The organism is Acinetobacter sp. B51(2017) (assembly GCF_003711395.1).
In the GTDB taxonomy this organism is placed as follows: Bacteria; Pseudomonadota; Gammaproteobacteria; order Pseudomonadales; family Moraxellaceae; genus Acinetobacter.
In genome coordinates, this window is the sequence record NZ_PJRJ01000019.1 from 16,020 (window position 1) to 37,450 (window position 21,431).

A 21,431-nucleotide genomic window follows, 5' to 3' on the forward strand; every position below is an offset into this window, starting at 1 on the left:
CATATATAAAAAGTCCATAAAAAAGCCTCCATATGAGGAGGCTTGTGCTTTGTAGGGGTTTAGGGCTGTTTCAGCGCATTTTTTAATGGAATATAACGTTCTTGGCGACGCCGTGTCACAATAATGCCCAAAATCACCACAATTGAAGTAATACCGAGCGATAACATGGTTTCATAGCTATATTCAGGTGAAAAGAACATATAACCGAGCACACTTAAAATCACTGCTATCACAAACCAAGTCAACCACGGAAATAACCACATTTTAAAGGGAACTTCAATATGATTTTGGATGTAATAACGACGTAAACGTAGCTGTGAAATCGCAATGACGAGATAAACCAATAAGGCAATCGCGCCTGTCGTTGACAACAAAAAGCCAAACACTTGCCCAGGGAACATATAGTTAGCTAAACAGGCAATCAGACCAATCAAAGTTGAGGCCAATACTGCAATGCGTGGCACACCATCTTGGGTTAACTTAGTCATCATTTTAGGTGCATCACCGCGTGTTCCTAAAGAAAACAGCATACGCGATGAGGTAAATAATGCCGCATTCATACAGCTTGCTACCGCAATAAACACGACAGTATCAATAATGAGTTTAGTCCCTGGCACATTAAGCGTCATTAATACATATTGGAATGTACCGTATTGTTGTAATAAAGGTGAACGCCAATCAACTAAAGACACTGCCAAGAAAATAGAGACCACAAAGAATAAAATAATGCGATACAGGACTAAATTGGTGGCTTTTTGGATTTTCTCCTGTGGATTTTTCGCTTCAGCGGCGGCAATGGATAAAATCTCTACCCCAAAGAATGAAAACGCCGTAATGAGCACCGCACCTAATACGCTGCCGATACCATTTGGCATAAAGCCTGAATTTTGGACTAAATTAGCCACCCCACTCACCTCTGGTGCTAAGGGCCAAAACCCGAATACAGCCATGAGTGCGACTGCAATAAAACCAATAATGGCCACCACTTTAATCAAGGCAAACCAAAATTCAAATTCACCAAAATTTTTGACACTAAAGAAGTTGGCTAAACTAAGCAATACAACAAAGCCAAAAGCAAACAGCCATGCGGGTACCATTGGAAACCATGAACTTAAAATTGCTGCCCCAGCAATCGCTTCAATAGGAATCACCAACACCCAAAACCACCAATAGAGCCATCCAATGCTAAATCCTGCCCAAGGGCCAATGGCTTTACGTGCATAAGTCGAAAATGAACCCGTGTCTGGCTGCATCACAGCCATTTCACCGAGCATACGCATGACTAAAAAAACCAGTATGCTGGTTAAAATATAAGAGATCACCACCGCTGGACCAGCTTTGGCAATCGCAGCTGAGGATCCAATAAACAAGCCAGCGCCTATGACGCCGCCAATACTAATCATCATAATATGACGATTACTCAGTCCTTCAGGAAGTTTAGTTTGAGGTTGCATATACGGTCTTCCTTGTAATGTTTTTTTATTCTGACATGAGAAATTCTCTGAGCTAAAAAATAAGGGAAATGTACTTTACATTTCCCGTGAATACACCGCTTTTTAGTTCAGTGTTGGCATTGAAAATTGTTTGGCTTCACGCACATGCGCAGATGGCCAACGCTGAGTAATGGTTTTACGTCGTGTATAGAAACGTACACCATCTGGTCCATAGGCATACAAGTCACCAAACAGTGAACGTTTCCATCCCCCAAAGCTGTGATAAGCCACAGGTACGGGTAATGGGACGTTGATTCCGACCATCCCCACTTGAATATGATTACTAAAATAACGTGCTGCTTCACCATCTCGGGTATAAATACAGGTGCCGTTGCCGTATTCATGTTCATTAATCAATTGCATCGCTTCTTGCATCGTAGCAACACGTACAATTTGCAAAACTGGCCCAAAAATTTCTTCTTGGTAACTTTGCATGTCAGGTGTGACTTGATCAATTAATGTTGGCCCAACGAAGAAGCCATGTTCAAAACCTTGTGGTGCAGCACCACGACCATCCACCACAATTTTAGCACCTTGTGCTTCGGCACTACTGATATAGCCTTCTACCTTCGCTTTATGCGCAGCACTAATCACAGGGCCAAAATCATTGGTCGTATCGGCATAATGGCCATATTTGAGTTTTTGAATTTCAGCCTGTAATTTTTCAATTACCACATCGGCAATTTCATCCCCTACAGCAACGGCAACAGACAAAGCCATACAACGTTCGCCAGATGAACCAAATGCAGCACCAAGGAGTGAGCTGACGACATTGTCGACATCGGCATCAGGTAAAATAATCGCATGATTTTTCGCGCCGCCTAAAGCTTGGCAACGCTTGCCTGTCGAGGTTGCGGTCGCATAGATATATTCTGCAATCGGGGTTGAACCGACAAAACTCACCGCTTGAATGCGACGATCATGTAATAAGGTATCTACGGCTTCTTTATCGCCATTGACCACATTGAATACACCATCTGGCAAGCCTGCTTGTTTCAGTAATTCGGCTAAAAATAAGCTTGCCGATGGATCTTTTTCAGAAGGTTTTAAAATAAAGGTGTTACCGCAGACAATCGCCATTGGGAACATCCATAGCGGCACCATTGCAGGAAAGTTAAATGGGGTGATACCTGCCACGACACCAAGCGGCTGAAATTCACTCCATGAGTCGATATCAGGCCCTACATTTTTACTAAATTCACCTTTTAAGAATTCTGGCGCACCACACGCATATTCGACATTTTCAATCCCACGTTGCAACTCACCTGCAGCATCATGCAAGATTTTGCCATGCTCTTGCCCAATTAAGGCGCAAATCTCTGCACTATGTTGTTCCAAAAGCTCTTTGAACTTAAACATCACCCGCGCACGTTTAATCACTGGGGTATCACGCCATTCAGGAAAAGCGGCCTGTGCCACAGCAATCGCGTGTTCAACGGTTTTACTATCTGCCAATGCCACTTGTTTGGTCACTGCACCTGTGGCTGGGTCATAGATATTTTGCGTGCGCTCCGCCTGTTGTAATACTTGGCCACCAATAAAATGCCCCACAACACCTGTGTCTTGTTGATTAAATTTTTCATTAAAATTCATGTGATATTCCTTAAGCTGTACACGCTGTTTTTGTTGTTTCAAGTTGATATAAAGTGTCACCTACCGCATTGACCAAGCGATCTAAATCTTGGGCTTTGGCATTAAACATGGGTCCAAATTGCAAGGTTTCTGTGCCAAAACGCACATAGAAGCCTGCTTGCCATAATTTTAAACCTGCTTCAAACGGACGAATCGCGCCATCACCATGACGTGGTGCCAACTGTAAAGTGCCAATTAAGCCACAGTTACGAATATCAACAACATGCGGAGCACCTTTTAAGCTATGGATTAAGCGTTCAAATTCAGGCGCGAGTGCTGCTGCACTTTCAATCGCTTGCTGCTCTTCTAAGACTTGTAGCGTCGCTAAGCCTGCAGCACAAGCCACAGGATGTGCCGAATAGGTATAACCGTGACCAAATTCCACCATATGTTCTGCTAAATCTTGTTGCATAAAGGTTTGATAAATCTCAGGGCTTACCACCACACCGCCCAATGGAATCGCGCCATTGGTAATTTGCTTGGCAAAATTTAAGATGTCTGGGGTAACGCCAAAGTATTCTGCGCCTGTCCACGCGCCTAAACGGCCAAAACCTGTAATCACTTCATCAAAAATAAGTAAGATATTATGTTGATCACAAATTTCACGTAAACGTTTTAAATAGCCTATAGGTGGTGCAATACAGCCTGCTGAGCCTGCTACAGGTTCTACAATTAACGCGGCAATATTGGATGCATCATGCAGCTCAATTAGTTTGAGCATTTCATTGGCCAATTCAATCCCGCCTGTTTCAGCACAGCCTTTATGAAATTGCAGATGCGGCTGTAAAGTATGCGGAATATGGTCGGCATCTAACATTTGCCCAAAGGCTTTACGGTTGCCGCCAATCCCCCCTACACTGGTGCCACCCACATTGACGCCGTGGTAACCACGCGCACGGCCAATCAGCTTGGTTTTACTTGGTAAACCTTTGGCACGCCAGTAAGCTCGCGCCATTTTGAGAGATGTATCTGCCGATTCTGAGCCTGAATTAGTAAAAAATACGTGTTCTAGACCCGCAGGCATTTTTTCTATGATTTTTTCTGCTAACTTAAAGGACCAAGGATGAGCAAATTGGAATGCCGGCGCATAGTCAAGCTTCGACAGTTGTTGCGCCACGGCTTGTTGGATTTCAGGTACACAGTGACCTAAACCACAGGTCCATAAGCCAGATAAGGAATCATAGACTTGGCGGCCGTCTTGGTCATGTAAATAATGACCTTGTGCACTCACAATTAAGCGTGGATCACGCTGAAATTGACGATTAGAAGAAAATGGCATCCAATGTGCTTGGTAATTGAGATTGTTTAAATTATTAATATCGTTCATATCCATCTACTTATTGTTGAATTTATCACTTGAGTGTAGAGGGCTTGAAGCAATAGATAAATTTAGATTCACTCACGTTTAGATATAAAAAAGTTTACCTAATATGAAAAATAGTAAATTACAGCAAATCACGGATTTTGATTTAAAACTGCTGAAGATTTTTAAGACCGTTGCTGAATGTCGCAGCTTTACCGCAGCAGAAAGTGTATTGGGGATTAGTCGTTCGGCGATTAGTTTACATATGACCGATTTAGAAAATCGACTCGGCTTACGTTTATGTCAGCGAGGTCGTGCAGGTTTTGCTTTAACAGAACAAGGTCAAGAGGTCTTAGGCTATTTTGAGGAACTGTCGACATCAATTGAACGCTTTAGAAGTAAAATCAATCAAATCCATAATCAGTTAAAAGGTGAGCTACATTTGGGTTTGATTAACAATTTGGTCACGATGCATCATGATTTAATTACCGAAAGTCTCGCGCAACTCACCGAAGAAAACCCTGACGTGTGTCTAAATTTAAGTATGAGTACCTTGTCTGATATTGAATGTAAGGTACTAGATCAACGTCTACATTTAGGCGCTGTCCCTTTGGTCACACCACTTGCGGGTTTGGACTATACCCCACTCTATGCTGAGGATTCTTCTTTATACTGTGCCAAACAGCATCCTCTCGCCATAGAACAAGATATTAATTTAAACGATTTAGGTCGTTGGCCTGCTGTACGCCCCAATTATGCGATGCCAGATAGCGCCATTCGTTTACATCAACATTTAAACTGTACCGCCACCGCAACCGATCGCGAAGGCATTGCCTTTTTAATTTTAAGTGGAAAATTCCTAGGATTTTTACCCGATCATTATGCCAAAAAATGGCTAGATGATGGATTAATCAAGCAAGTATTGCCACAAAAAATGCACTATACCACCGAAATTTGTATGATCAGTCGTAAAGCCAACCCTGAAAATTTAATCGTGGCGCAGTTTTTTAAATATTTACAACAGGCGCAGCAACGTTATCAAGCCGCATAAAAAAGGCAACCTGAGTTGCCTTTTGCCTATATCTATTCAGGTTTACGATGACGCGTGACATAGACACCACAGATCACCACCAACAAGGTCACACCAAAAGACATCAGTGTTTCGTGACGATACAGTGGTGAAAACAACATATAACCCAATACCATGACAATAATGCCAATCACCAACCAAGTGAGCCAAGGAAAAAACCACATTTTAAAATCAGGTGTTTGTCCTTTGGCATCTAAACTGTGACGCAAGCGCAGCTGGGAAATGGCAATCACTAAATATACCAATAAAGCGATGGCGCCCGTGGTAGAAAGCAGGAAGCTAAAAATCTGATCAGGGAACAGATAATTGGCCAAGCAGCACAACATGCCCACAATGGTTGAGGCAATGACCGCCACACGCGGTACACCTTGCGCATTCACGCTTGTAACAATTCTTGGTGCATCGTGGCGTGCGCCTAAAGAAAATAGCATGCGTGATGATGTATATAAGGCTGCGTTCATACAACTAGCCACAGCAACAAACACCACGGTATCAATAATGAGTTTTGTCGCTGGAACATTCAGGCTCATCAGTACATATTGGAAAGTACCAAACTGTTGTAAGCCTGCTGCCCGCCAATCGACTAAGCAAACCGCTAAAAAAATCGACACCACAAAAAATAAAATGGTGCGATACAGCACTAAATTAGTAGCTTTACGAATTTTTTCTTGTGGTTTTTCCGACTCCGCTGCCGCAATCGATAAAATTTCCACCCCAAAAAATGAAAATGCAGTAATCAACACGGCGCCTAGTACACTGCCAAAACCGTTTGGCATAAAGCCGCCATGACTAAATAAATGACTGATGCCACTGACCTCAGGCGCTAAGGGCCACAGTCCAAAGACTGCTAAACTTCCAATCACAATAAAACTAACAATGGCAATGACTTTAATCAGCGAAAACCAAAATTCAAATTCACCAAAGTTTTTAATACTAAATAAATTGGCAAAACTTAAACCGACCACAAACAACAGTGCATACAGCCAACTGGGCAATAGCGGAAACCACGCATGCAAAATATGCGCACCGGCAATCGCTTCAATCGGAATCACCAACACCCAAAACCACCAGTATAACCAACCAATGGTAAAACCTGCCCAATGGCCAATTGCTTTACGGGCATAAGTCGCAAATGAGCCAGTATCTGGCTGTATCACCGCCATTTCACCGAGCATTCGCATCACCAGAAATACCATCACGCTGGTGATTAAATAGGAAATCACCACTGCAGGGCCAGCTTTGGCAATCGCAGCTGAAGACCCCACAAACAGTCCTGCACCAATGACGCCGCCTAAACTAATCATCATAATATGACGATTACTGAGTCCTTCTTTAAGTTTCGGTGTGATGTCTTGTTGCTGCATCCCCTATTCCTTTTGCGCTTAACTATTGATTCAACAAAAAGGGAAATGTATGACATTTCCCTGATTGGCCGTATTTAGAGCAGACTCTAAATCAGCTTGATTCTATCATTATGCGATTTTTCTATCTCATATTAAATTCCAATGAGATGGTTTAAAGCCTTTAAATATGTGTGCTTTATAGGCGTTTCTATCATAAAGGCATGATTTCTGATATTGAATAGAAATCTGCTCAATTAAATTATACTCATGCTTAGGCTATTTTTTAGACAGAATTTTAGGTTAGATTGACTCGTGTTGTAGAAATTGCAGTCGGTACAGCATCACCCAAAGAACTGCGCATTTCACGTTCGATTAAGCGCACAATCGAGTCAAGTGCTAAGTCGTTGTCTTGCAGACCAAAGGGTTCTTCTAATTCATTACTTAAGGCATCTAAACCCAGCACTAAATACGCGATTACCCCCACTAAAAAAGGTGTCCAAAGCCCCAAGCTATTACTTAAACTAAACGGCAAAATCAAACAAAAAACATAGACTGCGCGATGCAACAAAACAGAATAAGCAAATGGTAAAGGGGTACTGGCAATACGATCACAACCTGCATGGATATTACTGAGCTCAATGATATGTTGTGTCAGACCTTGATAGACAATATCGCTGATGTTACCTGCTTGAAGTTGTTTGACTAAATCTTGCTGAATTTTTTCTAAGATATATTGTGGGGCATTGATATGCCCGCTTAAAGCATCAAACTCTGCATGATTTAGAGCTACATGCGCACGATAAGCGGTAAAATCCTGTGCATTAGGACGCAAGCGATCACGTAATAAGTGGCTAAATAACATCACTCGATACATTAAGACACGGCGGTGTTGCGGCTCAAGTACATGACTGTCACGACTTAAGTGTCTAGAATTGGCAATTAGGGCCCCCCATAACTTACGCCCTTCCCACCAACGCTCATAACAGGCATTATTTCGAAAGCTCAGGAAAATCGATAAAATCACCCCAAAAATGGTAAAACCTATGGCAGGGACTTCTGGCAAACTCACTATACTGTGTGTGGTTAAATAAACCAGTAGGGCTGAGATCAATAATACGCAAACCAAAGCACCCAATACTTTAGGCAAAATGGTGCCATACCAAGCAAACAATAAGGTGAAGCTACTATTTTTATCGCGAACAATCATAAAGTGGGAGAGATAATCAACATCCCCCCACCTTATGGATTTTCAGAAAAATATTCAAGCATTGATCATAACCAATACGCTATTTGGCTGCTACATTAACTTGAATGACATGATCATAAATTTCTTGACTAAATTCGCCTGTCGCTTGACCTTTTGCATTACTTACAGGTAAGGAATAACGTGGCTCAAATATCACGCGATATTGTCCTGCTGTGCTTGGCTCCACTTTGACATGTAAAAAGCCATAGTGTTTACCCCCTGCTACGAGACGGGAACCCTGCCAAACTTCGTTGGCATCACCATGCGCACTCCAATGCGTGGCTTGGGCTTGTTCAGGCAATAAGTCAAAAGGTACATAATCAGTGGTTGGGACATAGCCCGGCCCACGGAGACCATCACCTGCAATCCCCACATCCCAATAATGCACACCATCTAAAGTGACGGTTTCGAGCAACTCATTATGTCCAGAGAAAACTGCAGTCACGCCATACTGACGCATCAGCTCATGATAAACTCGCATCGCTAAACCAGATTGACTGTCTTGGTTATTGGCAATCCCCGCTGTACCTGAAATTAGACTATGCACACCTGTGCCGTAGGCCATATGGTGCCATTGCACAAAAATGATTTGCCCTTTGCTACGAGCATCAGCCAATTGGCGTTCTGCCCAGCGCCATTGTTCTGAGCCCACATTAAAATCAGGAACTTGTGCTTCATGTCCATTAAGACTTAAATTGGTATCTTTAGCTGGATCGCTATCATCACCATTGGATGAATCCAGATGAATAAAGCTCACAGGACCATAGTCCACCCGATAATAACGCTCTTGATGACGCGGATCACTCGCACCATTGTCTGGCAACTCAAAATAGCTTTGCCATTTATCATAGGCACGGCGTGCTGCAGCCGCACTATAGCCACCCTCAGAAGGATGCCAATAGTTTTCATGATTTCCTAATACAGGCAAAATTGGCGTTGATGAGGCCAATTGTCCCCACCCTCCTGCGGCATGGCGCCAGAATTCATCCCAATCCAACTGACGACCGCCTTTTTCAACCAAGTCACCTGCAATTAACCATAAACGTGGCGCTAAACTTGCGGCGTATTTTAAGGTTTGTTGATAACCTTGCGTCTGATCGACTAAATATTGACGTTGATAGGTGCTTGGGTCACTGGCAAGTTTCCAGCCACCGAGTGCAGTCGCATTGGCAGCCCATGCTACGGTTTTTTGAGTGGATTCTGGTTCAGTTTCCATATCTGCCATTACCACAAAGTTGATAGCACTTCTGCTCTGTGGCAGAGGTGCCGTCTTAAACTGTGCTACAAAAGGCTCGGCTTGATCACTACCTACCCGATACGTATATTGGGTATCTGCCTGTAAACCTGTAACCCGTATGCGATGTTGATAAGGTAACGTCGGTGCTTGATCCTGTTCTAAATCAGCAAAGATTTTCCCAAAGTTTTTTTCGCCATGGATATACGCCACTTCTGCAGGACTATAATTTAAATCTTTCGCCATCATAGGCTGGCTTTTAAACTCGCCAACGCCATCCACAGATACTGTGACCGCTTGATCATCTTCACTCAACCACATAATCGTGATGGCATCCTCAGTTGGATTTTGTAAGTAAGGATAAACACGGTAGTGGGTTGTAGGTGCAAGTTGTTGTGGTGGCTCAACCACTGCTACAGTATTGTCATCGTCATTACACCCAACCAAAGTCGTCATCATGGCGCACATGACGCTGGTATACATCATTTTTTGGGGGAACCGCATGTAAACTTCATCCTTATACTCAATGCGCGCCACAGTAAAGCGCCCTGATGTATAACAGATGACAAGGTCATGACAATTTGGTGAAGCCGCTATAAAAACATGGTTTTACAATGCATATTGCAATCATTACACAATCTTTAATTATATATTTATACTTATTAAACCTGTGCAGCACTTAGATATATCCCCGAAGATATATCTAAGATAAGGTTTAAAAATAGATATATTGTTTAATTTTACTTAACAATAAACTATCAAAAGATCAGTTCCTAAAATTGCAGGGTCGTGGCAATTTTAAACGTGCGTGGTTGGCCTAAAAATAGATAATCATCACCCATATAGTCACCCACATCACGCCAATATTGTTTATTCAACACGTTGTCTAGCTGCATATTCACAGTCACAGGATAATCTTGCCAAGCGAAGTCATAGGCTGCACTCAGGTCAAAGACAGTATAGGATGCTGCTTTAATCGTAGCTGCCTTATTGGCAAATTTACTGGCACTATAACGTAGTTCACCAGCCACGCTTAAGCCATCAATCTGTGCAACTTGGTAATGAGCTTGTAATACGGCACGTAAGCGAGGTACGTTTTGCATCTGCTTACCAAAGCCTTGTGCACCTTCGACCTTACTGTCTAACCATGTGCTGTTGGCATTTATGCTAAACGCAGGACTCACTTTGCCCTGCACCCCTAATTCTAGCCCGCGGCTGTTTTGTTGTCCTTCACTGACAAAACGAAAACCATCTTGTAGCGGTTTAGCATATTGATAGTCTTGGCTTAAATCAAAAATTGCAACATTCCATTCCCAATCATCAAGCAGCTGTTTAAAACCGAGTTCATATTGTTTAGATTGGCGTGGCGCCAGACTCATTAAAGCATTTTCGGCATACCACGGCGCCACAGCCCCATCACTTAAACCTTCCCGATAAGACAGATAAGCCTGTGTATTTGGCGTAGGCTGATACATCAGCGCCAATTGCGGTAAAAAGCGCTGAAGTTGAGTATCACGTTGTGCTTGGCCATCGGCACTATAAGCCTGTTCATCGACAGATAACCATTGCCCACCTAACACTGCTGACCATGCGGGATGCCAACGCAACTGATCTTGAATGGATAAACTATGCTGCTGACTTTTTAGTGCAGTATAATATGCGCCAAGCTCTGCATCAGCTTGCGCTAATGGCACATTCTGTTGCATGGCATTTCCTACCCCCACCCAAGCATTAATAGGTTCATGTTGCTGTTGACGTTTTTGGGTACTCTTCCAAGCAAGATGTAAACGCTGCTCAAGCCGATCACTGTTCAACTCACCCGTCAGTGCTGCACCCAGTTGTAGAGTACGTCGTGTATCATTGGGGCTCTGAAAATCATATACATCATAGTGACCAGTTTGATCAAAGTGATTGCCTAAACCTTCAATTTGACAGATCTCACTATAACATCCCCATGGGAAGCTACTATAGTCATCAATCACCACTTGACTATAACTTGCTGTGATAGTGCTGTCCCAATTACCATGTTGCTGCTGATATTGCAGTTGGGTACTCAAGCTGTCATTTTTTACTGGCTTAGACCATGCTTGCTGGCCTAAGGCGCGTTCCCATTCGATCCCTTGTGGTAAATTCCCATTAAAGAGTTGATAGCCCGCCACTGAATATTGGCTTTGGCGTTGCCATTCTGCATCAATTTCAAGCTTTTGCTGTGGATTAAACTGATAATCTAGCGCCAAGGCAGCAAAATAACGTTCACCATCAGCAGCTTTTATATAAGGTTTTAATTTTTCTGTGGCAAGGTTAAAGCGATAACCTAAATCTTGGCTGGTACTAAAACCGCCTACATCCACGTGCGCCCCAATTTGCCCATATTTATTGACATGCATAGACACGCTGCGTACATCTTCAGGCCGTTTAGTGACATAGTTCACCACACCACCTGGAGTCGCCATTGGACTATATAAGCTTGCTACGCCTTTAAGCACTTCCACGCGCTGCTTATTTTCAAGCGCAATATTCTGTTCCCCGCGTACAGTTTGTCCATTAAGTAAATACCCATTGGCACTATCTAAGGCAAAACCGCGTGATACGATATTGCCATAATAGCCAATTGGCATATAACCCTCACCTAAACTGGCATCTTGGCTTGCTAAATCACTGAGGTTTTGTAAGCCCTGCGCAGCAATCTGCTTGGCATCAATGCTGTTTACGCTGTGGGCAATCTCAAGTACGCTTTGCCCAAAGGGATCAAGTTGTATTTGGGCAAAGGGCTGCGCTTGCATCACTAAAGTATCTAATTGTTGCACTTCGGCCCAAGCATTGCTACTACAGATCAAAACAATAGCACTAGCTAAAGGGGTCGCTATGAGATGTGGAGAGAACGTCATCAAAATATTATACGGTCAATTGCGTTGAGCGCATCATAGTCGCAAGTTTAAGCAAAGTTAATGATTTTTTAACAATTTTATTTTAGGCATAAAAAAGCCCAGCAAATGCTAGGCTCTTTTTTAGCGCAGCTTAACCTTGTTGGTCACGGTTAGGCTGTTTTTGTTGCATATTGTGCTGATCTTTTTGACCATTTTGTTGTTGCGGCTGTTGCTGTTGCTGATCATGTTGATTTTGCTGCTGTTTCCACTGATCTTGCTGTTGTGGTTGCTGCTGTTGTTGATCGTTTTGATCTTGTTGCGGTAAGCGCGGATTCTGTTGCTGTTGCTGATCACGCTGCTGTTGTTGTTGCTGTTGGTCATTTTGATGCTGTTGACCGTTTTGTTGCTGCTGTTGCGCACGTTGGTTCTGGTTGCGTTGATTCTGGTCGTTTTGATTCTGATTCATGATTGATTCCATCCTTATTAAATTAAATAACATTAAAGATGACAACATGCTGTTGCGTCTAAAACGATCGGCATTCATTGATCATGTCGATAGGCATCACTGTTACATGCTTTTGCGCCTAAGCCAATTGAGAAGCTGTATCATTTTAATGCAACGTGAGTAAATCAGCCTTAACTGTCTGATATGGGCAGATTTGACTTACGCTTTTTACTTGATGGTCTATTTTTTTCACACAAGCCTACATAAGCTGCACAAAGCAACTAAGGTCATATAGCTAGAAAACCGTTTTACTTAAAGTCCTTATAGCAATGATAAACAATAGGAATAATACATGTCAGAGATCCAAACCGTTAACCATTTTGATTTAACTCGCTATTTAGGTACGTGGTATGAAATTGCTCGCCTACCGATGAAACATCAACCAGAAGACAGTACCGATATTTCTGCCGTTTATTCACTGAATGATGATGGCAAAGTTCGTGTGCAAAATCGCTGTCTAGATGGCCAAGGTGAACTGGATGAATCCATTGGTGAAGCGACTGTGGTTGATGCTGAACACGGCAAACTAGAAGTGAGTTTTTTACCTGAAGGTTTACGCTGGATTCCATTTACCAAGGGCGACTATTGGGTACTCAAAATTGATGAGGACTACAGCACCGCTTTAGTGGGCGAACCTAATCAAAAATACTTATGGTTATTACATCGCGATGTAGATTTAGATCCAAGTATCAAACAACAATATTTGGCTTATGCGGAAAGTTTAGGCTATGACCTGACTGATTTGATCCACACTGTACATACTGGGCGCAAAACCCCACAGCTTTAAACCGCTGAAGCCCTCTGATGTAGAGGGCTTTTTTTATAGGAGTATTATCATATGAGTCAGCACTATCCAACTTCTCCACCTGCACAACATCAAGCTCATCAACCTGGGCAACAAGATTCTATGCAACCGCAACCTGAAATAATTAAGCCAAATTATCAAGGCAGTCAAAAACTACAGGGCAAAGTCGCCTTAATTAGCGGTGGTGATAGTGGTATTGGGCGCTCTATTGCCCTGTTATTTGCTCGTGAAGGCGCAGATATTGCCATTGTTTATTTAGACGAAGATCAAGATGCGAAAGCAACACAACAACTCGTTGCAGCTGAAGGTCAAAAATGTATGACTTTGGCAGCAGATCTTACTGACCCTAAACAGGCACAACATGCCATTGCCCAAACCATACAAGCCTTTGGCAAACTGAATATTTTAATTAACAATGCAGCCGTGCAATATCCGCAAGACAAGTTAGAAGATATTAGCCCTGAACAACTACAACATACTTTTCAAACCAATATATTTTCGATGTACTATTTAACTCAAGCTGCCCTACCGCATCTACATGCAGGTGACAGTATTATTAATACAAGCAGTATTACCAGCTATCGGGGACATGATCAATTGATCGATTATGCAAGTACTAAAGGTGCCATTACCAGTTTTACCCGTAGTTTAGCAACTCATTTACTCAAACAAGGTCGTGGTATTCGCGTAAATGCTGTTGCACCAGGCCCAATCTGGACACCGCTCATCCCGAGTAGCTTTGATGCCAAAACAGTGGCAGACTTTGGCAAAGACAGTCCCATGGGCAGGATGGGGCAACCCAGTGAAGTTGCCCCAGCGTATTTATTTCTTGCTTCAGATGCAGCCAGTTATATTGCTGGACAAGTCATTCATGTCAATGGCGGTGAGATTTTAAACACCTAAACAGATTTTAGACCAGCTCGTAGTGTTATTGAATACTATAACCACCATCAATGACGTATTGTGATCCTGTGACGAAACTCGCTTCTTTGGACAGTAAGAAATAGACCAAATTTGCGACTTCCTCACTACTGCCTAAGCGCTGAATGGGATGTTTCGCCGCCAGTGCTTGACGATCTAAGTGCGCAATTAACGGTGTTTCAATGTAGCCTGGATGAATCGAGTTAACGCGAATATTGTATTCGGCACCATCTAAAGCCGCGGCTTTGGTTAAGCCTGTCACGGCGTGTTTGGTCGCCACATAGGCTGCGCGATGTGCTGTAGCAATTAAGCCCAACATGGATGAAGTATTAACGATCGAACCGCCTCGCCCTTGCTGTTTCATCAATTGGATCTGATATTTTAGGCAGTAAAAGATACTATTTAAATTGACATCAAGCACCTGCTGCCAAACGTCGAGTTCTAACTCATCAATACTGGCGGCGGGTGAGGTCATGCCTGCATTATTAAAAGCACAGTCCAGACCTTGCCCAGATGAGCCAATTTGTGCCACGACATCAGCAACAAATGTGGCATCACTGACATCACCGACATAAATCTTTACTTTGCTTTGGGTGGCTAATTCTGCTTCTAGCTGTGCTAAAGCTGTCGCGTTTAAATCCAGCAAATGCAAAATATAACCCTGTCCTGCCAACTTTTCTGCCACTGCTTTACCAATCCCAGAGGCAGCACCTGTAATCATAGCGACTTGTGTATGTTGAATCATGTGTATGCTCTATTTTAGTGACGATATAGACCGCCATTGACATGAATATTTTCACCCGTCATAAACGAGGCACTTTGGCTACATAAAAATAAAATCACATCGGCAATTTCACGTGGCTGACCCAAACGCTGCAATGGCGTGGCTTGAGTCATGGCAAGGCGTTTTTCCGCCGTCATGCCTTGCATCATTCGAGTATCAATTAAACCGGGAGATACGGTATTCACGCGCGTTTTAGGCGCGAGCTCTATGGCTAAACTTTTACTTAAAGCCACCACACCACCCTTGGCTGTCGCATAGGCCGTATGCGCAATACTACCTTGATGACCTGCGATAGAAGCAAGATTGACGATTGCGCTGTCTTGTGTCAAAGCATCTTTAAAACGATGAATTAAATAATAGTTGGCATTTAGATTAAGATTTATTTGCTGATTCCATGTCTGCATATCTAAATCATCCAGCTCAATATGCTGGTAGACGCCTGCAGCATGTATCAAAAAATCAATCTGTGGAAATTGTTTTAAAATCTGCTCATAAACCTGTTCCACTTGTTGTGGTTGGGCAATATCCGCTTGAAAATAGACGCTACGGCTTTTTAAGCTGTCTAGAAATTGCTGATCTGGCGCCACCACATCAATTAAAATCATTTGCACGGCGTAATCATCAAAGGCTTGAATGGTGGCACGTCCAATACCACCTAAAGCCCCAGTCATTAACACAGTTTTATGGTGTAGTCCTTTCATAGTGACCTGTTATTGTTATATGTTTAAAAAACTGCCCAGCGCTGATCGCATGGGCAGCAGTCATCGATTAAGCATGTTTTTGCTGATCCTCCTGATCCACTTCACGCAATGAACGTCCACCGGTTTCTTTGAGTAAGATAATCGAGATCACTGAAATGCCAATCACAAATAAAATATAGAAAGTGATGGGTAAGGTACTGTCAAATTTTTTCCATAATAAGGTTGCAATCATCGGTGCAATTGAACCTGCTAAAATTGAAGAAATTTGATAGCAAAAGGATGAGCCTGAATAGCGCATACGCGTCGGGAAAATCTCTGCCAATACTGCACCTTGTCCAGCATAACACATGCCTTGAAACAATAAACCGGTACACATGGCTAACAATACCCAGCCAAATTCACCAGTATTTAAACCCGCAAAATAAAATGGAATCCACAGCACTAAGCCTGCATAGCCAATATACATCGTCATTTTTCGACCAATTTTATCCGACAGCGCTCCACACGAAATCATTGAAAAGAACTGAAAAGCATTGGCACAAAGTAATAAACTTAAAATGGTCGGGTAACTAAATTGCATTTGAATCGATAAATAAGCAATCGAAAACACCACAATAATATAATAAGCAGAGTTTTCACCGACACGCATTAGCATGCCGCAAATGGCTTGTTTTGGATAGTGTTTGAGGACTTCCTTTAAACCTGCAGAGGCTTTTTGTTGCTGTTCTTGACGTTCAATGGATTCTTTAAAGACATCTGATTCTTCTACATTTTTACGAATATAGTAGCCAATAAATACAATCACCGCAGACAGCCAAAAGGCAATTCTCCAGCCCCATGCTAAAAAGTCTTCAGGCACTAACAGGGCAGATAAACTCAGTAACACCAAACTGGCCAACACATTACCTGCACACGCCGCGGCTTGGGGAAAACTAGTCCAAAAACCACGTTGATGCTCTGGGCTATGTTCACCCACCAATAGCATCGCTCCGCCCCATTCACCGCCCACCGCAAAACCTTGAATAAAGCGCAACAAGACTAAGATGGCTGGCGCTGCATAACCAATGCTGGCAAAAGTGGGAATACAGCCCATTAAAAAGGTCGCCACCCCCACCAGAATTAAGCTAATTTGTAGTAGTTTTTTACGTCCGTATTTATCACCGTAGTGACCAAAGACTAAACCGCCTAAAGGGCGGGCCATAAATCCTACCGCATAGGTGGCAAAGGCGGCAATAATGCCCATCAGTACTCCGCCACTGCCCATCGTAGGGAAAAAGATTTTTGAAAAGACCAAGGTACTGGCAATACCGTAAATAAAAAATTCATACCACTCTGCAATGGTGCCTGCCATTGCTGCGCCAACTACTTTTTTAATCGAGGAGCGTTCCGCGGTCACCTCAAGCTCTACAGCTTTTGTTTGTGCTATTTCCATGTTCATTATCCTTTGAGCATTGCTTTGTCGTTGTTGTTTTATTTGCTATTTACAGTTGAATATTGCCTAAACAGACATATTTTATTTCGAGGTATTCATCCATGCCGTATTTAGACCCTTCACGGCCGATCCCTGATGCTTTTACGCCACCAAAAGGTGCGGCAGCATTCGAAATTAGACCGGTATTCACCCCCACCATGCCATATTCTAAAGCGCGTGACACACGTATAAATTGACTCATGTCTTGGGTAAACACATAGGCAGCTAAGCCAAATTCGGTATCATTGGCCAGTTGGATCGCCTCAGCTTCATGGTCAAATTTAAAAATGGGCGCCATTGGGCCAAAGGTTTCTTCACGCGCACATAGCATGTTTTGGGTCACATCTTGCAGCACGGTCGGTGTACACCAATGGCCTTGCTGTGCTTCAACTTCACCTGTCACCAATTGCGCGCCTTTGCTTAACGCGTCTTGGATATGTTGTTTAACTTTCTCTACGGCTTTGGCATTAATCAGCGGCCCAATATCGGTCTGTTCATCTAGGCCATTGCCCACTTTAAGCGCCTCGACTTTGCTTTTGAGCTTGGCAATAAACTCTGCATAGATGCCACTTTGCACATAAATACGATTGGCACAGACACAGGTTTGTCCAGCATTACGAAACTTACTGTCCATCACCCCTTGTACCGCTTGGTCAATCTGTGCGGAATTGAATACTAAAACAGGTGCGTTACCGCCGAGTTCAAGCGATAGTTTTTTAATGGTTGGCGCACTTTGCGCCATTAGCTTGGCACCCACTTCTGTCGAACCGGTAAAGCTTAACTTTTTAACCAGTGGATGACGTGTAAGGACCTCACCAATCTCACTAGATGATCCAGTCACGACATTAAATATACCTTTGGGAAAGCCGGCTTGTTCGGCAAGTTTGGCCAAAGCCAAAGCGGTTAATGGCGTTTCTGAAGCCGGTTTAACAATAATGCTACAGCCCGCGGCTAACGCAGGTGCCACTTTACGGGTAATCATCGCCGCCGGAAAATTCCACGGGGTAATGGCAGCACAGACGCCGACCGCTTGCTTAAACACAAAAATTTCACTATTGCTCGCTGTGGGAATAATATCGCCATAACCGCGTTTGGCTTCTTCACTAAACCACTCGATATAGCTGGCTGCATAAGCAATCTCCCCTTTGGCTTCTTTAAGTGGCTTGCCTTGCTCTAGGGTCATAATGGTGGCAAGCTCGTCTTGATGCGTTTGCATCAAATCAAACCATTGTCTTAATACACGACTGCGTTCATTGGGGGCCACTTCACGCCATTGTTTTTGGGCAACGTCGGCATCTACAATCAGCTGTTCAATGCAAGCTGCATCCAGTTGCGGCACCTCGCTAATCAAGCTTTGATCATAGGGGTTATACACCGCTATTTTGTCTTGTGTAGTGATCCATTCACCATTGACCCAGCATCGATTTTCAAAAGATGCATATGTCTGAATATCCATATATTTATATCCTTATTCTTGTTGTTTAAAACGCGCAATCTTTTTCACTAACGTAGATTGCTCGACCTGTAGGGCTTGCGCTGTCGCACGGGTAGAACCATGCACGGCCAAAGCCTCAATAATTAATTGCCGTTCATAAGCTAAAACTTGTGCTTTGAGTGATAATGGCGTGCTTGCAACGTCACACTGTACAGACAAATGTTCCGGTAGATCCTGCAGCTCAATATCATCTTGACGAGTCACGACACATAAACGCTCCACCAAATTCACCAATTCACGAATATTGCCCGGCCAAGCATAGTGGCTTAGAGCTTCTAATACTTCAGGACTCAACGACTTATGCTGCTGATGTTTTTGATTCCATAGGCTTAAATAATGCTCAAGCAGAGGAATAATTTCCGCACGGCGCTCACGTAAGGGTGGTAAATTTAGCTCAACCACATTAAGCCGATAAAATAAGTCCTCACGGAATTGCCCGTGATCAAGCATCTCCTTTAAATTGCGATGTGTGGCACTGATAATCCGTACATCAATTTGTTTAAACTCGGTGCCACCCACGGCTAAAAAACGCTGCTCTTCAATGACTTTTAATAATTTGACCTGTAAATGTAAGGGCAAATCACCAATCTCATCTAAAAACAAAGTGCCTTGATGGGCAATTTCCAATAGACCTTTTTTGCCTTTACTAGAGGCGCCGGTAAAGGCACCTGCCACATAGCCAAACAGTTCAATTTCTAACAAATTATCGGGTAGGCCTGAACAATTCAGCTCTAAAAAAGCCTGTTCAGCGCGTGGACTCATGTGATGTATATAACGTGCCAGCTGACTTTTGCCTGTCCCCGTTTCCCCGCCAATTAGTACCTTACTGTCAAACTTAGCCACATGAGTCGCCAAATCTAATATGTCTTGCGTATGCTGCGAGACAATAAAATCACTCGCATGACTGCTGATTTTATATTGCGCTTGACTACGGAATAAATTTTCCAGCTGTTCTTGTGCATGTTTGGCGCGCAGAAGTTCAGTAATATCCCGTACACAAGTCACCACACACAGTAATTGCTGCTTGGCATCAAAAATAGGACTACCTGTGACTAAAATCTTTTGATTGCCATGAATACTCTGTACTAAGGTCACTACATCCTGACGCTTAATGACTTCCAAGGAAACCGAATTGGATAAATAGCCCAGTTTCACCAAATCACCCATATAGCGACCCAGTAACAAACTACGGTTTAAACCCGTAATCCGTTCATAGGCACTATTGACCGCCAACGTCACTGCTTCGGCATCCGTGATATAAATGCCATCTTGAATCGCTTCCATAAAGGAGCGAATGGGTTCGACATTGAAAATTGAGCGGCCATCTTGGGTCTTTAAAGCAAAGCCTTGCATGTGCTGTAACAAGCTCAAGTGCTGCTGGTGCGCCTTAGCGACTGACATAGGCTTCTCGATAAATCGATTCAATTTCCTGCACAGTAAATTGGCGCGGATTATTTTTCAGCAAGCGCTCGACTTTAATCGCTTCTGCCGCAAGACCGGCTAAGTCTTCTTCCACAATGCCAAAATGTTGTAAACCGGCTGGAATATTCAGTTGACGACAGAATTGATGCAAAAATTCCACTAATTTTTCGGCATTGAGCATATGATGATTGCCTTGAGCCAGATGTAAGCGTTTTGCAATTTCACTTAAACGTTCTGCACAGCCCAACACATTCCATTTTAAGACATAAGGCAGCATAAGCGCATTACTGACCCCATGCGCCATTTTGTACTTACCCCCTAATGGATAGGCCAAGGCATGCACGGCGCCCACACCCGCATTACCAAATGCCAAGCCTGCCATTAAGCTTGCCGTGGCCATTTTTTCGCGCGCCAGCAAATGATTGGGTAAAGCATAGGCTTGCGGTAAATACTCAACAATCATTTCAATCGCTTGAATCGCTAAGGCATCCGTCACATCAGAACGATTCACTGAAATATAAGCTTCAATGGCATGCACTAAAGCATCAACACCACTGGCTGCGGTAACAGCGGGTGGGCAACTGACTGACATCACCGGTGAAACAATTGCCACATCTGGCAATAAGCAATCACTGACAATCCCTTGTTTCATTTGCTTGACGGTGTCAGATAAAATCGCAATATTGGTCACTTCTGACCCTGTACCCGCCGTGGTTGGAATCACAATCAGGGCAATATCGCGCTGTTGAATTTGATCCACCCCAATAAAATCCTCAACAGCGCCAGTTTGTCCTGCTAAAGCTGCCACACATTTGGCAATATCTAAGGCACTGCCGCCCCCTACCGCAATCACCCCATCGCAAGCTTGTTGATGATAGCCATCTATCACCTCTTGCACTTGGGCTAACTCAGGTTCTGGTTTGACTTGATCATAAATTGCATAATCAATATTTAAGCGACTGAGTACTTGTTGAATGGTGCCTGACTGTACCACGCCTTGGTCGGTGACAATTAATGCCTTATTCATCTTTAATTTTTCGATCGCTGTAGCTACATAATCCAGTGCATTTGGCCCAGTAATCAATTTATTGGCGGTTTTAAATGTTGCAAAGCTCATGT

The 21,431-nt window shown here is 43.3% G+C and carries 17 protein-coding genes; 3 read left to right on the top strand and 14 right to left on the bottom strand.

The features are described from left to right. Positions 1-59: 59 nt before the first annotated feature. The 3 genes from CYK47_RS10100 to aptA form a co-directional block, all read right to left on the bottom strand. Entirely contained in the window at positions 60-1,454 is a 1,395-nt protein-coding gene (locus CYK47_RS10100) for an amino acid permease (protein WP_122901383.1), read from the bottom strand. Between the two features lie 102 nt (positions 1,455-1,556). After that, positions 1,557-3,086 carry a CoA-acylating methylmalonate-semialdehyde dehydrogenase gene (locus CYK47_RS10105; RefSeq protein WP_122901385.1) on the bottom strand — a complete coding sequence of 510 codons (1,530 nt, stop codon included), beginning with the start codon at positions 3,084-3,086 and terminating at the stop codon, positions 1,557-1,559. Between the two features lie 10 nt (positions 3,087-3,096). Then, positions 3,097-4,452, bottom strand: coding sequence for an omega-aminotransferase AptA (aptA, locus tag CYK47_RS10110; protein WP_502697059.1), 1,356 nt, complete (start codon positions 4,450-4,452; stop codon positions 3,097-3,099). A 103-nt stretch (positions 4,453-4,555) separates the two neighbouring features. Between aptA and CYK47_RS10115 the strand changes: the two genes are divergently transcribed. Then, complete coding sequence (locus tag CYK47_RS10115) at positions 4,556-5,479, top strand: LysR family transcriptional regulator (protein ID WP_122901389.1); 924 nt, start codon at positions 4,556-4,558, stop codon at positions 5,477-5,479. 32 nt (positions 5,480-5,511) lie between these two features. Here CYK47_RS10115 and CYK47_RS10120 read toward each other — a convergent pair whose 3' ends face one another. From CYK47_RS10120 to CYK47_RS10140, 5 genes are all read right to left on the bottom strand, one after another. Continuing rightward, positions 5,512-6,882, bottom strand: a complete 1,371-nt coding sequence (locus CYK47_RS10120) for an amino acid permease (protein WP_122901391.1) — start codon at positions 6,880-6,882, stop codon at positions 5,512-5,514. Between the two features lie 274 nt (positions 6,883-7,156). Then, on the bottom strand, positions 7,157-8,068 hold the full coding sequence (locus CYK47_RS10125; RefSeq protein ID WP_122901393.1) for a bestrophin family protein: 912 nt from the start codon (positions 8,066-8,068) through the stop codon (positions 7,157-7,159). Between the two features lie 79 nt (positions 8,069-8,147). After that, positions 8,148-9,845: a purple acid phosphatase family protein gene (locus tag CYK47_RS10130; protein ID WP_122901395.1), complete on the bottom strand. Its 1,698-nt coding sequence runs from the start codon at positions 9,843-9,845 to the stop codon at positions 8,148-8,150. Between the two features lie 269 nt (positions 9,846-10,114). Further along, on the bottom strand, positions 10,115-12,229 hold the full coding sequence (locus tag CYK47_RS10135) for a TonB-dependent siderophore receptor (RefSeq protein WP_122901397.1): 2,115 nt from the start codon (positions 12,227-12,229) through the stop codon (positions 10,115-10,117). 130 nt (positions 12,230-12,359) lie between these two features. Then, positions 12,360-12,674, bottom strand: coding sequence for a hypothetical protein (locus tag CYK47_RS10140; RefSeq protein ID WP_122901399.1), 315 nt, complete (start codon positions 12,672-12,674; stop codon positions 12,360-12,362). A gap of 331 nt (positions 12,675-13,005) precedes the next feature. Between CYK47_RS10140 and CYK47_RS10145 the strand changes: the two genes are divergently transcribed. Together CYK47_RS10145 and CYK47_RS10150 are read left to right on the top strand one after the other, a co-directional pair. Next, positions 13,006-13,500, top strand: coding sequence for a lipocalin family protein (locus tag CYK47_RS10145; RefSeq protein WP_122901401.1), 495 nt, complete (start codon positions 13,006-13,008; stop codon positions 13,498-13,500). Positions 13,501-13,551: 51 nt separating this feature from the next. Then, positions 13,552-14,421 (top strand): SDR family oxidoreductase, encoded by an 870-nt coding sequence (locus CYK47_RS10150; RefSeq protein ID WP_122901403.1) that lies wholly within the window; start codon positions 13,552-13,554, stop codon positions 14,419-14,421. A gap of 25 nt (positions 14,422-14,446) precedes the next feature. Here CYK47_RS10150 and CYK47_RS10155 read toward each other — a convergent pair whose 3' ends face one another. The 6 genes from CYK47_RS10155 to CYK47_RS10180 all read right to left on the bottom strand — a co-directional run bounded on the left by CYK47_RS10155 (position 14,447) and on the right by CYK47_RS10180 (position 21,429). Continuing rightward, a complete protein-coding gene (locus tag CYK47_RS10155) occupies positions 14,447-15,184 on the bottom strand; it encodes an SDR family NAD(P)-dependent oxidoreductase (RefSeq protein WP_122901405.1) in 738 nt (245 codons plus the stop codon). Between the two features lie 14 nt (positions 15,185-15,198). Next, entirely contained in the window at positions 15,199-15,924 is a 726-nt protein-coding gene (locus tag CYK47_RS10160) for an SDR family NAD(P)-dependent oxidoreductase (protein ID WP_122901407.1), read from the bottom strand. Positions 15,925-15,991: 67 nt separating this feature from the next. Continuing rightward, entirely contained in the window at positions 15,992-17,356 is a 1,365-nt protein-coding gene (locus tag CYK47_RS10165; RefSeq protein WP_122901408.1) for an MFS transporter, read from the bottom strand. Positions 17,357-17,405: 49 nt separating this feature from the next. Beyond that, positions 17,406-18,851: an NAD-dependent succinate-semialdehyde dehydrogenase gene (locus CYK47_RS10170; RefSeq protein WP_122901411.1), complete on the bottom strand. Its 1,446-nt coding sequence runs from the start codon at positions 18,849-18,851 to the stop codon at positions 17,406-17,408. Between the two features lie 12 nt (positions 18,852-18,863). Further along, entirely contained in the window at positions 18,864-20,291 is a 1,428-nt protein-coding gene (locus tag CYK47_RS10175; protein ID WP_228722499.1) for a sigma-54 interaction domain-containing protein, read from the bottom strand. After that, positions 20,278-21,429 carry an iron-containing alcohol dehydrogenase gene (locus tag CYK47_RS10180; protein ID WP_122901413.1) on the bottom strand — a complete coding sequence of 384 codons (1,152 nt, stop codon included), beginning with the start codon at positions 21,427-21,429 and terminating at the stop codon, positions 20,278-20,280. Before CYK47_RS10180 ends, CYK47_RS10175 begins: the two co-directional genes overlap by 14 nt. Between the last annotated feature and the right edge of the window lie 2 nt (positions 21,430-21,431).